The sequence below is a fragment of the Nocardia yamanashiensis NBRC 100130 genome (genome assembly GCF_001613325.1).
GTDB lineage: Bacteria > Actinomycetota > Actinomycetes > Mycobacteriales > Mycobacteriaceae > Nocardia > Nocardia yamanashiensis.
The window spans coordinates 73,981-86,389 of sequence record NZ_BDCD01000033.1 but is presented as its reverse complement, the minus strand read 5'-3'; the positions used below and the strand labels follow the sequence as shown (position 1 = coordinate 86,389).

Genomic DNA, 12,409 nt, shown 5'->3' with positions numbered 1-12,409 from the left:
TGACCTGGAGCCATGGAGACGACCGCACGAGATCGAGGAGGTGCCTGGGCCGGCGAACTCGATGTTCCCATTCATAGGAAGGAATCACGGTCGCCATTAAGCTCCGAGCAGCCCCAGCCCGCGACCTGGGTTTCGTCGTCGTAATCAAGCTCTCCAGAGAAGGGCTCGTATACGGAAGCGCGATGCTTCGACCGCGACGTCGTGTCTCTTGCCGGCGTTCTCGGCGGTGCATTGCTCCTCGGCGGAACGGCACTCCTGTTGAGTTGCGGTGCCGGCAAAGTCACGTTTGTCACCGGTGAGATGAAGGTCGGCGATTCCTGTACCACGTCAAGCAAACGGCACTCGACTAAGCCGAATCAGCCCTAATAACAACAGTTCTGATTATCGGCTGACGTGTCACGGTGCCCGCCGGGCTCATCCGGAAGGCGGGTTGCGGATCAGATGGTCGCGATGGCTAGCCGGATGACCGCATATCTCGAGAGGTATGTTCAGGAAGTCCGCAGCGAGATGGGGCACCTGACCGACCTCGGGCTGCGATCAGGGCCCCGGCATCTGATGGAAGGCGATGCAGTTGGGGCTGCGCGGCTGCGGGACGCCGTGGAGCATAGGGTCGACGGCCGTAGCGTGGTCGCGGCAGATCGGAATGCTCGCGCGGATGCGTTGACTCCGCGATTGTCCGACGGCGTGTATCCGATCTTTCCTGATCGACAGAAGGTAGCCGACATTGTTCACAGCGCCCGCTCACGAACCGGCAACTTCGGCATCGGTACCGGTGACCGAGCAGAAGCTGACGCCGCAGGTCTAGCCTGGGCCGGTGCCGATGCGGACTGGCTGCCGTACAACGACACCTATAGGTTGGTCAGTAGCGATAAGTTGCGGCAATACCGTCCGCCCCAGCAGAAGCCGGCCGAGGAGTGGAAGCCAACTACGAGTGGCGATCTCATCCCGGTAGGCAGGGAGAGTAACGCCCACCTGGCGATCGAGGAATGAGAATGAAGGCCGAGCTCAAAGGACTTCACAGCCCGGACGCCGAAATCGCAGACGGCACCGGTGAGGTATCGATCGATACGTTGCTGGTGCAGTTGATGATCGGCCCCGAGGGGGCACCGGGCGAGGAGTCGTTCGATCTCGTCGTCTGTACACCGCAGGCCCAGGCACGAGCCGACTCGGTGCTCGGTTCCGGATCGGAAAAGTTTCGGCTGGTTCTCGACCGAATCGATATCGCGGGGATCCGCGCATACATCGATCACTTCCTTCGGGATCTCGAACGGCCGACGTGGGAGGAACTGGCCGTAGGGATCGGCCGGATCGCCAAATGGGAATTCCAGGACTACCGCCCGTAGTGCAGGCAAACCGGATCGCAACGTCTCGATCGTTACCCACCCGGCTCGGATCCGCCGCCGGGCGTGCCGTGCATGCCCCTGGCGTCTATCGATCGGTGGCCGCTCGTTCACCTTGCGGTGGAATCTCTCAATGCTCGTAGGTCGGCAGCCAGTTCAGCTTCCAGAGGTCCAGACCGCGACCGCACCACAGGTGGTGTGTTGCGAAGGTATTCCAAGTCCTGCCTCGTCCGGACGATTGCCGCCGTCTGTTCGGCGGGGCTGCCTTCGTCCGCAAGGGTGCGATTGGTCAACACCCGCCAATTGGCCCCGGACTGGTCCAGCGCCTGCCGCAACACAGCATCGGGTGGCTGGTGCAACCCGATGAATTCGATGTCCGCCGTGGTGATATCGAACATCTGGGCTTCGATGAAATGGTTGGCGCGAAACTCTGCGCCGAGATAGTCGCGATCGATGAGAGCCACACGATGCATCCCAGCGCCATACGAATATTCCGAAGGGTTGTTCAGCGGAGAGGGTATCGACCGCTCTCTCTCCATCAGCGAGTCACCGAAGGTGACGGTTGTTCGTGACCTCACCTCCGGCTTCAGGTAGATCTGATTGTCGCCGTAGTCGAGTTGCGACAACGCATCGATCATGCCCGGCTGTGATGGGCGCACTCCATCCACGGCGATATAGCCGTAGACGGGAGGGTTGTCGTGGACATGCGGACCGAACCACTCAGCTTCGGAATGGGCGCGGTCGCCGTCTGGGGTGCGAGCGCCCCTGATGCGCCCTTCTTCGAGGATGGCCACCAGTTTGTCGTCGCGGACACGGATAGCGATCGGCTTCCCGTCGAGCGCGTTCTTCAGTTCTCGCCGCATCTGTCCACGCACTTCGGCTTGGTCCCGCCCGAGAGCGACCGCAGTCTCTTCGATTTTCCGATCGATGATGGCGTATTGCTCCAGCCGTGTCGGCCGCCGGTCGGATATGAAGTCGTATAGTTCCTCGTCGGTCGGTCCATTCTCACCGAATCGCCGCCTCAGTTCGACGTCCAGCTGCCTTCTGGCTCGGGTCAATGACACTCCGTCCGGCGGCGGAGCACACAGGTTTCGCCCAGGACCAAGATCGCTGCCCTCCTGGATCGCATGGGACCGGGCCGTTCTCAACTCGCTGCCTGATTGTTCGACTTCCCATCCGATGCGGCTGTCGGCGTCCACCTTCAGATGGACGTCTTTCCCGGCAAAGCGAGCGGCACCTCGGGGTAGGTCCGCAGCTCCCCCTGCTCCTTTCCTGGTCAGGTGGAGTAGATCTTCCATGATCTTTCCGAGGGCTCGGATCAGGCCATTGCTCAAGCCGGCCTCACCGCTGCGATAGGCGCACCCCGCTGCACTGGGAAGTCGGCGCTGAGCCCAACCCGATCGATGCCGCCCACAAGCCGCCATCCGATCGCCACGGCTTGGTCATCCAGCAAGATGCTTTACCTCCGCACGGGGTGACGTCAGTGGCTTCGGCAGACGGAGAAGGCAATCGAATTGCCCTGCGGGGCCGTCAGACTGGGAAGAAACGCTGGCCCTCAGGCGAGGTGTCGAGCGCCTCGTCGCGGGCGGCCGCCAGGCAGGCGAGGACCGTCTCGTTAGCGGCTCGGGTACCGACGGTGATACGCATACCTGTCGGATACCGGCGCACTCGTATTCCCGAGGAGGCGAAGGCGTCCGCGATGCGATGTATCAAATCCGGCTCGCTCAGTGGGACGAAGATATGGTTCGCCGAACTGACAGGCAGCGCATAACCGAGCCGGCGCAGAGCATTCGACAGCCGGTCCCGTTCGTTCGTGATCGCGTACACGAGCGCGTTCAAGTCGTCCTCGGCCGCGTAGCAGGCCGCCACCCCGACCTCGGCGAGGGCGTTCATGCCGAAAGGGATCTGCCGGCCGGCGATATGGGCTGCGATGCGTGGGTCGGCGACGGCGAACCCGACGCGCAGGCCCGCCAATCCGAAGGCTTTCGAAAAAGTCCTTACCACAATGACATTCGGAAACGCCGCCAGCAGCGTCATGGCGTCCATCCGAAGCTCGGGGTCGACGAAGTCGATGTATGCCTCGTCGAGGAGCACCACGGTGCGAGAGTCGATGCGGTTGAGAAAACCAAGCAGTTCGTGCGGTCCGAGCTGGGTGCCGGTCGGATTATGCGGATTGCACAACACGACCACCGCGGTGCGGTCGTCGGCGGCCGCGACCATCGCATCCACATCGTGAAATCCGTCCGAGGTCAACGGGATGTGAATCGCATGCCCGCCGACCGCCTCGACCAATATCGGATAGCCGTCGAAGGTCGGGTCGGCCAGCACCACCCGCGGCAGGGTGTCCGTGACGAACGCTTGCAGGATGTAATGGATGACGCCGGTGGCCCCGGCACCGACGACAATCTGCTCGGGCGGGCATCCGATCCGGTCGGCGATGAGCCGCGACAATCCGTGTGGCAGCATCTCCGGATAGCGGTTGGTCGACAGCACCGCTCGTTCCAGCGCGTGCCGGACCGACGGCAGCGGACCGTAGGGATTCTCGTTGAGCCCCAACGGATATCGCACGCGTTCGAGCATGATCGTCATGACTCGTGCCCCCTGGAATACCGTCCGTCCCAGCGTATGGCCGCCGCGCCCGCGAAGTCTCCCGCGTGCGCGAACCCCGCGAACACCACCACGCTGCCCCTCGGCACCAGCCCCGTGGACACCGCGTGATCGAAGGTCAACGGCATGGCGGTGGCGAACAGGTTTCCGCATTCCTCGAACGTGTCGGGGTGCCGGTCGGCGGGCAGTTCGAGGGCCTCGTGCCAGTTGCGGAGGAACCGGCGATTGGGCTGATTCGTCACCAACAGGCCGAGTGCGTTGGGCCGCACGTCGATTCGCGCGCAGACAGCGCGGACCACCTCCGGCACGATACGGTTGCCGCGTTCGAGGACCGCCGCGACATTCGATTCGGTGAAACCGAGATGATGCTCTCCCGCGCCAGGCTCCCAATAGCGCCGCGGCGGGTCGGAGATCGAGGTCATCTCACCGGCGTACCGGGGCAGGTGCCGGGCCTCGATATCGAGAATCGGCGACCGATCCGATTTGATCAGCCACGCGACCCCCGCGCCGTCGCCCGGAATCGCGCCCTGCGGCATGGTCCGCACCCCAGGCTGGTCGAAGATCTGACCGGCCGTGTTGGTCACGGTGACCACAAGGGCACTGCGGGCCGCGGTGCCGCACAGGATCTCCCGCGCGAGCTTGAGCGCATGGACGAAGCTGGCGCAGCCACCGTTGGCGAGATCGATGAGCCATTCCGGCTCGATGCCGAAGCGGGTGGCGACCTCGCCACCATTGCCGGCGAACCAGGTCTCGGGTAGTTGGGTGTGCACGATGAGCACATCCACTTCGCGCAGGAACTCCCGCCCGTGCCGGGCGAGCAGGGGCGCGAGCGCCCGTTCGGCCATATCGGCCGGGGTCTCCCCCGGGCCGACGTGGTGCCGGAAGCGCGGCGGATCGAACATCACCGCCGAAGCCGCGCCCACGCTGGCGTGCGCATGCGCGTAATGCTGGGCGGATATGGGTTTTCCGGGCCGGTAACTGGAGACATCGGCCAGGCTCACTGTGACGCTCACATCGATCAACGATCCGATCGGACGGCCGGCAGCGCCGGGGTGGCGGGACCCAGCTGCTCCGGAACATCTTCCAGCCGGGTGAGGAGATACTCGGTCAGTCCGACGAGAATCTGTTTGCAGGAATCGCGATTTCGCGCATCGCAGTACCGCAGCGGCACCCGCTCGTCCAGGTCGAGCGCGGCCCGCAGATCGGACAACCGATATCGGTGACCGCCGTCGAAGTAGTTGACCCCGACCACGAACGGCAGATTCCGGCGCTCGAAGTAGTCGATACTGGCGAACGAAATATCCAGGCGTCGCGGGTCGATCAGGACGACCGCGCCCAGGGCTCCCGCCGTCAACTCGTCCCAGAAGAACCGGAACCGCTCCTGGCCGGGTGTGCCGAACAAATAGAGGATCAGCTTGGGATTCACCGTGATCCGCCCGAAGTCGAGCGCCACGGTGGTGGTCGCCTTCGACTCCACCCCGGAGAGGTCGTCCACCCCTGCGCTGGAGGCGCTGATCGTCTCCTCGGTGGACAGCGGCGCGATCTCGCTGACCGCGCCGACCAGGGTGGTTTTGCCCACCCCGAAGCCGCCCGCGACCAGAATCTTCGCCGAGGTGATCCCCGTCGGTTGCACGATGTCAGAGTTTGAGTAGGCCATCACGTATCGCCCTTAGCAGATCGGCGGTGTCGTTCTTGTCGTTGACGGCGTGCCGGGCGCGCGCCGAACTGATGCTCAGGTAGCCGTCCGCGATCAGGTCGCCGATCAGAATTCGGGTCACCCGCAGCGGCAGCCCGACCCGAGCCGAGATCTCCGCGATGGCCCGGGGGTGCCGCGACAGCTCCACGATGCGCTCGTACTCCGGGTCCATCCGGTGCAGTCGTGGATCCGCCGCACCCTCGACCGCCACCACGATCGTGATCATGCTCAGCTCGGGCCGCACATCGCTGGTGCGCCCGCGCGTCACCCCGTACAAGCGCACCAGTGGACCGGCCGCTTCGTCGTAGTAGATGTCGTCCCGTTCCCGATCCATGGCGGCGGTCGATCATAGAGTGTGGTTGCTGTGGCGCGGCGGCGCGGACAGCCAGGTTCCCATGCGCTGCACGGTCAGGTTCATCTCGTGCGCCACCGAACCCCAGTCCGCGTTCGCCTCACCCAGCACCGCCAGGCTGGCATTGGGCCCGGCCGAGGTCACGAACAACATGGCCTCTTCGAGCTCGACCATCACCTGTTGCAGATCGCCGACCGCGAATTGCCTTCCGGCACTTGCTCCCAGACTGTGCAGCGCGGAGGCCATGGCGCTGAAGCGCTCGCCGTCGTCGCGGGAGATCTCCGCGCAGTGCCCCAGCATCAGGCCGTCGTTGGACAGCATGACGACATAGCGAACGCCTTTGAGCCGGCCCGCCAGATCGTCCAGAATCCAGTTGAACTTGGCGTACTGATCAGTCATTCCACTGTCTTTCGTTGTCGGACATGGATTCACCCGGCGAGCCCACTGGCACACCCGAGCGGCCGAGTTTGGTGCCGGCCTGCAGCGCGGTCCACAGATCGGAGGGCCGGCCCTGCCCCGAGACCCGATCTCGCTGGATGCGCACGCTCGGATGGCTGTCAGGCATCGGCGCGATGGGCGGCGCGGCGGCCGCGGTCTGCCGTTTGCGCTGCGGCAAGCGCGGAGCGTCCACATCATCCGGCACGTATTCGCCGGAACTTGCGCTCTCGCCCCAGGCTGCGGTCATCGGCCGCTGCCGGAAGCTGTCCGGATCGTCGATGGGCGTCGGCTCTTCGGCCCGGGGAGCCGGCTGCTTGGCCAGCGACACCCGCGCCGGTCGGCGCGGCGAACTCAGCTCGGGCCGTTCGGGTTCACGGTCGAGGCGGTGCGCCCCGGATCGCGGCTTCTCGCGGTCGATGGCGATCGCGCCGGCGGGCGTCGGCAGTTCGTCCTGGTCGACGACCACCAGTTCGTACGGCAACCGCACGACACTGCGGATGCCGCCATAGTCGGATTCGGTCAGCCGCACCGCGACCTGATGACGCTTGGCCAGCTGGCCCACCACGAACAAGCCCAGTCGTGAATCCGAGGACAAGGTCGAGATGCTGAAATCCGGTGGATCAGCGAGTGTTTCGTTGATCCGCGCGATCTCGGTCCGACCCAGGCCGATGCCCAGGTCGGAGATCTCGATGATCAGTCCGGCCCCGCCCAGCTCGCCGGAGATTTCCACGCGGGTCTGCGGCGGGGAGAAGGTGGCGGCATTGTCGATGAGTTCGGCGATGAGATGGATGAGGTCGGCCACGACGGAACCGACCACCGGCACATTGGGCAGCCGCACCATCTGGACCCGGGAGTAGTGCTCGGTCTCGGTCACGGCGCTGCGCACCAGATCGTGCAGCGGTACCGGGTTACGCCACTGCCGTCCGGGCTGCTCGCCGCCCAGGATCACCAGGTTTTCGGCATTACGCCGGGCCCGGGTGGCCAGATTGTCGAACTCGAACAGCATCTTCAGCGTGTCCGGGTCGTCGTGGCGGTGCTCGGCCTGCTCCAGCATGCCCAGCAGCTGATGCATGGTGGTCTGGCTGCGGCGCGCGATGTTCACGAACACCGCCTGCACGCCCTGGCGGGTCTGCGCCTCGTTCACCGCGGCCGTGGTGGCGGCCTTCTGTGCGTGGTCGAAAGCCGCTGCGACCTGGCCGATTTCGTCACGGCCGAAGTTCAGCCGCGGCAATTCCTTGTCCAGATCGATGGTTTCGGTACGACGCAGCCGGTTCATCAGCATGGGCAGCCGTGATTCGCTGATCGCGAGGGTCTCGGCCCGTAGCCGCCGCAAACGCTGGATCAGACGCTGCGACAACAGGATCGCGGCGATGAACGCGAGCACCGACAAGGTCAGGGCCGCCAGGCCGTTCTGCACCGACTTACGGGAAAGCCTGCTGCCTTCCTTTTCGGCGACCACGCCGGCATAGCGCAGGTGCGAACTCCAAATGCCGCGCAGCTGGGAACTGACCTGGTCGGACGCATCTTTCCATTCGGCCAGCGGCGCGATCGCCGAACTCGCGGCGACCGGCGCGCCACTCGCGGCGGACGGGGCACCTCCGACTTCGGTGCTACTGCTAGGCGACGTCACCGGCGAGGTGGCGTGCGGCGCAGACATTCCCGATGTCGTTGCGGGCGGTGGCGTGCCCGCCGGGAGTGGCGCTGTCGCCGTCGCCGGTGCCGGAGTTGATCCGGCGTCGGGCGCCGCGGCGGGCGGGGTTGCCATAATCGCGGTGCGCTGGAGCAGTGTTTTTTCCAGCGCGGCCATTTGCCGCCAAGCCGCGCTCGAGACCAAGGCGGTGTACCCCGCGGTCTCCTCCGGTGTCAGCTGGGTGACCCGGTTGTCGAGTTCGATGCGATAGAAACCGACCAGCTTGGAGTACTCCTCCTGCTGTGCCGGGGTGAACCCGCCCTTGAACGTCGCGCTCGCGGCCAGGATCGAACTGCGCGACATCGCCTCGGCGGTGGCGAACAAGCCGACCTCGGTGTCCTGCTCGTTGGCGGCCTCCGGCACCGTGGCTGTCCGTGCGGCGAGCCGGCCCGCCAGGATGACCGTCTGGATGACCCGGTTGTAGTACTCGTAGACCTCATCGATCGGGGCCGCGCCCAGTTCGATGCGCTGGCGGATGACCGGAAGCTGACCGAACGTCGCCTGCATCTGGGCGACGGCGTCACCCACCTCGCCCTGGAAGAGCTTGATCAGGTCGTCGCCGGCCGCCATCATCGGCGGCAATGCGGCGTCGAGCCGAGCGCGCTGCGGCCCGAGTGTCGCCGCGGCCGACGGGTCGCCCGCCAGCGCCAGCATGCTGGCGCTGCGCTCTTGTTGTACCGCCTCGACGAATTCCAAAGCGGGACCGGCCGTCTTGTTGATCGCGTCCGACCAGTCCTGAATCGATTGGGATTGGCGCAGAAAGTAATCCGCTGTCACGCCACCGACAGCCAGCAATGACAAACTGGGGATGAGCGCGATCGACAGAATACGAAATCGAACGCTCGGGGTGACTTTGAACCTGCGAGGGAATTTAAGCATAGTGAACCGAATTCTCTGTTCTCAGTCGATCTGGTGACTGCCCGCGCGAGTCAGCCGAGCGCCGCCTGCTGGGTGCGGACGAGTCGGCCGCGAAAAAGTCGTGCTACCGGCAGGGCGGGAACCCCGGCCAATTCGTCCGGGCCGGCGACCAGCAGCAGCCAGGCCGGCATGAATCGCAGTGTCCACAGCGGCGCCGTTTTGCGCATATAGGTTTCGAAACCCTTCCACACCGATTTGTCGAGGACCGGGGCCAGTCGGCCGGCCAACTCCGTTTCCTCGTCTGCGGCGTGGGCGACCAAGCGAGAGTGGACTTCCGTCGTAATGCGCGCCAGCTCTTCGGCGACACCGAGATCGGTGGCCAGTTCACGGCCCACCCGGCTCCACTCCACGAGGAACTTGTCCAGCTCCTCGTGTTCGGACGTGAGCAGCGCGAGCGCGGCCTCGTCGGCTCCCAGGCCGCGCAGACGCGGCCACAGGAAGGCATCCTCGCCCTCGTGATGGTGATGGATCAGCGCATGGACCCGATCGATGTAGGCGCTCAAAGCGCGAGCGCGATCCGAGTCCGGGCTCTCCGCCAAACGTGAAGCAGCCGCGGCGATCCGGGGTAGGTCGGTGACCATCGCGCGATGCGCGAGCAGCATGGTCTGGTGGCCACTGGGCAAGCCGGTAAGGGACGGGCTCATGAACAGCTCCTGTGGAGTTCGGGTCTCGCAGGCAATTTCAGCCCGGCGTGGGCAGGAATTCTCATCGAGCGCAGAGGTGCTCGCCGAATTGCATTCGAGAATGCGGCTTTTCGATAAGGGCACCTGCGTGCCCGGGACGGGTTGACGTGTGCGCGACAGTAATCCAGCTGCTCTGCCCACGGCCACCACCCCTTCCCACGCTTGGGAATGCCGCCCCCGGCGGGTGTAGCTTCGGGCCATGAAGATAGACGAGCAAAAGCTTTTCGACATTCCGGGTTTGGTCCGCGGTGAACAGGTCGGCATCGGCGAAGTGATGGCCCGCTGTGCGGCGGTCACCCAGGCCGCCTACGTCTACGAGGATTTCTATCGCGACTACTGCACCGTTCAGGGTTATATCGATTGCCCGCCGCAAGAAGTATTCGACTATCTTTCGAATATTCATAGTCTTTCGGAGTGGACTTACAGCACACGGGATTTCGAACCGACCGCTACGCCGGGCGTTTTCCAGGGCGTCGACACCCTGGGCGCCGAGACCAAGATTTTCATGCGGGTCGTCGCGAATCGCGAAGCGCTGACCGTCGACTATCACTGCGCCTGGGACCAGGGCGACGATCTCTGGATGGTCTACCTGATGCGGGTCGTCCCGGCCGAGGTGGTACTCGGACGGCCGGGCTCGGTGGTGCTGTGGACGAACTGCCGCCACCCGTACTACAACGAAAATCCCTACCCGGAAACAGCTCCGGCAGGCCGCAGCGAATGGGTGGGCGATATGTGGGGCATCTTCGGACCGGGACACGGGCTCGAACTGGACAACCTGAAGGCGATTCTCGAGTACCGACACTCCCGTCAACTGTCAGTCGGACCGCACTTGCTCACCGACTGAACGCCCCGAACGACTTCCGCCAGCTGCGGTGAGCCGAGCCAGGACTACCCCTGGAACTTCGAGATCGGAAGGGCTGGAATGGAAAACTGGCGTGTGGCCGATTACCTGGTGCAAGGCTGTGCCGAGCTGGGTGTCGAGCACATATTCGGCGTCGACGGCGCGAACATCGAGGACATCTACGATGCCGCGGCCCGCCCTCGCTCGGGTGTCCGGGGCGTCGTGGCCAAGCACGAGTTCGCTGCCACCGCCATGGCCCACGGGTATGCCCGCGCCACCGGCGGGTTGGGCGTCGTCGTCGCCACCTCCGGTGGCGGGGCGATGAATCTCGTTGCCGGACTGGCGGAGTCGTTCACCTCACAGGTTCCGGTACTGGCACTGGTCGGGCAACCGGCGCGAGAACTGGAAGGGCTAGGCGCTTTTCAGGACACCAGCGGCCGAGCGGGCAGCATCGACGCGGTGCAACTGTTCACCGCGGTGTCGCGCTACTGCGCCCGCGTCGATCAGGTGCGTGACCTGCCCCGGCAGTTCGCGGCCGCGGTCGAAGCCGCCTTTGCCGGTGGACCGGCGGTGCTGTTGCTGCCCAAAGACATACAGCGAGCCGCCATCGACTCGAGGCCGGTGCGGCTGCCGCCCTTCACCCCCATGGATCCCGACGCCGACGACCTGGCCGCCGTGGCCACCGCATTGGGGTGCGCGCGCGAGCGCGGGAAGGTCCTGGTGATCGCAGGCGATCAGGTGGCTCGTGACAACGCCCATCACGGTCTGCGTGAGCTGGTCACGGACCTGCACGCCCTGGTCGCGGTGACACCGGACGCCAAGGATGTCTACGGCCCGCGTGATCGCGGGTATCTCGGTGTCGCTGGCATGATGGGTCACCCGGATGTGATCGAGGCGGCTCGCTCGGCGGCCTTGTGCTTGCTGGTCGGCACCCGATTCCCCGCGACCGCACGAATCGCGCTCGGCGAGACCCCGCTCGCCAGTATCGGTTCGCTGCCCCCCTACGCACCCGGCATCCACGCCACCAGTGCCGACCTGGCCGCCACGCTTCCCGCAATCGCCGCCCTGATGCGAGAGACCGGCATCCGCACGCCGACTCTTTCCGCTTCCACGCCTCCCGCTTCGCCGACTGCGGCAACCCGGCTACGACCGCCTCCGGCGACCGGACCGGGCCTGCGCTATCGCGAAGTGATGACGGCCCTGTCGGAGCTGTTGCCCACCGGGAGTGCGGTTTTCGCTGATGCGGGCAATACCGGCGCGGCCGCCGTCCACTACCTCGATCTCCCAGCCGACGGCCGCTTCGGCCTGGCGCTGGGCATGGGCGGCATGGGCTACAGCTTCGGGGCCGCCATCGGCGCGGCCTTCGCCGACCCGCGCCCCACCTACGTGCTGGCGGGTGACGGCTCATTCTTCATGCACGGCATGGAGATTCACACCGCCGTCGAACACGACCTCCCCGTCACCTTCATCGTCCTCAACAACAACGCCCACGCCATGTGCGTCATCCGGGACCGGCTGTACTGCCGAAACCACGACGACCGCAATCGGTTCCACCCGGCGTTTCTCGCCGAGGGCCTGGCGGCAATGTTCCCGACGCTGCCCTGCTACCCGGTGCGTACCCTCGGCGAATTACGCGACGCACTCACCATGCCGGGCGGGAACGGTCCCCGATTCGTATCGATCGACTGCGATCCCGACGAAGTACCACCGTTCGCGCCGTTCCTCGATTGAGCCCATCCGACCCGTCAGGCGCGGTTCGACGGGCGCCGCGAAGCCAATTCTCCGCGATGCCGACAGTGTCAACCTCATTGCCGAACACCTGTACGCGACCATCGAAGACGGCG

Annotated in this window: 12 protein-coding genes; 4 read left to right on the top strand and 8 right to left on the bottom strand. The window is 65.3% G+C overall.

Going from position 1 to position 12,409, the window contains the following annotated elements:
* The first annotated feature begins 462 nt into the window (after positions 1-462).
* Positions 463-990, top strand: a complete 528-nt coding sequence (locus NY1_RS33575) for a hypothetical protein (RefSeq protein ID WP_157762617.1) — start codon at positions 463-465, stop codon at positions 988-990.
* 2 nt (positions 991-992) lie between these two features.
* The gene (locus NY1_RS33570; RefSeq protein ID WP_067721172.1) at positions 993-1,343 is read left to right on the top strand and encodes an Imm8 family immunity protein; all 351 of its coding nucleotides are present in this window, start codon (positions 993-995) and stop codon (positions 1,341-1,343) included.
* Between the two features lie 107 nt (positions 1,344-1,450).
* Here NY1_RS33570 and NY1_RS33565 read toward each other — a convergent pair whose 3' ends face one another.
* The 8 genes from NY1_RS33565 to NY1_RS33530 all read right to left on the bottom strand — a co-directional run bounded on the left by NY1_RS33565 (position 1,451) and on the right by NY1_RS33530 (position 9,685).
* Complete coding sequence (locus NY1_RS33565) at positions 1,451-2,674, bottom strand: hypothetical protein (protein ID WP_169815435.1); 1,224 nt, start codon at positions 2,672-2,674, stop codon at positions 1,451-1,453.
* 196 nt (positions 2,675-2,870) lie between these two features.
* Positions 2,871-3,920 (bottom strand): pyridoxal phosphate-dependent aminotransferase, encoded by a 1,050-nt coding sequence (locus tag NY1_RS33560; protein ID WP_067721205.1) that lies wholly within the window; start codon positions 3,918-3,920, stop codon positions 2,871-2,873.
* A 5-nt stretch (positions 3,921-3,925) separates the two neighbouring features.
* On the bottom strand, positions 3,926-4,969 hold the full coding sequence (locus NY1_RS33555; protein ID WP_084535845.1) for a 3-oxoacyl-ACP synthase III family protein: 1,044 nt from the start codon (positions 4,967-4,969) through the stop codon (positions 3,926-3,928).
* Entirely contained in the window at positions 4,966-5,604 is a 639-nt protein-coding gene (locus tag NY1_RS33550; protein WP_067721170.1) for a GTP-binding protein, read from the bottom strand. The genes NY1_RS33555 and NY1_RS33550 overlap by 4 nt, the downstream gene beginning before the upstream one ends.
* Complete coding sequence (locus NY1_RS33545) at positions 5,585-5,977, bottom strand: DUF742 domain-containing protein (protein ID WP_067721169.1); 393 nt, start codon at positions 5,975-5,977, stop codon at positions 5,585-5,587. The genes NY1_RS33550 and NY1_RS33545 overlap by 20 nt, the downstream gene beginning before the upstream one ends.
* 12 nt (positions 5,978-5,989) lie before the next feature.
* Complete coding sequence (locus NY1_RS33540) at positions 5,990-6,394, bottom strand: roadblock/LC7 domain-containing protein (protein ID WP_067721168.1); 405 nt, start codon at positions 6,392-6,394, stop codon at positions 5,990-5,992.
* Positions 6,387-8,900 (bottom strand): sensor histidine kinase, encoded by a 2,514-nt coding sequence (locus NY1_RS33535; protein ID WP_067721167.1) that lies wholly within the window; start codon positions 8,898-8,900, stop codon positions 6,387-6,389. Before NY1_RS33535 ends, NY1_RS33540 begins: the two co-directional genes overlap by 8 nt.
* Positions 8,901-9,052: 152 nt before the next feature.
* Positions 9,053-9,685: a hemerythrin domain-containing protein gene (locus NY1_RS33530; protein ID WP_169815434.1), complete on the bottom strand. Its 633-nt coding sequence runs from the start codon at positions 9,683-9,685 to the stop codon at positions 9,053-9,055.
* Between the two features lie 238 nt (positions 9,686-9,923).
* Between NY1_RS33530 and NY1_RS33525 the strand changes: the two genes are divergently transcribed.
* Both NY1_RS33525 and NY1_RS33520 read left to right on the top strand, forming a co-directional pair.
* Positions 9,924-10,568 carry a DUF8713 domain-containing protein gene (locus tag NY1_RS33525; RefSeq protein WP_067721165.1) on the top strand — a complete coding sequence of 215 codons (645 nt, stop codon included), beginning with the start codon at positions 9,924-9,926 and terminating at the stop codon, positions 10,566-10,568.
* A 78-nt stretch (positions 10,569-10,646) separates the two neighbouring features.
* A complete protein-coding gene (locus NY1_RS33520; RefSeq protein ID WP_067721164.1) occupies positions 10,647-12,296 on the top strand; it encodes a thiamine pyrophosphate-binding protein in 1,650 nt (549 codons plus the stop codon).
* The last annotated feature ends 113 nt before the right edge of the window (positions 12,297-12,409 follow it).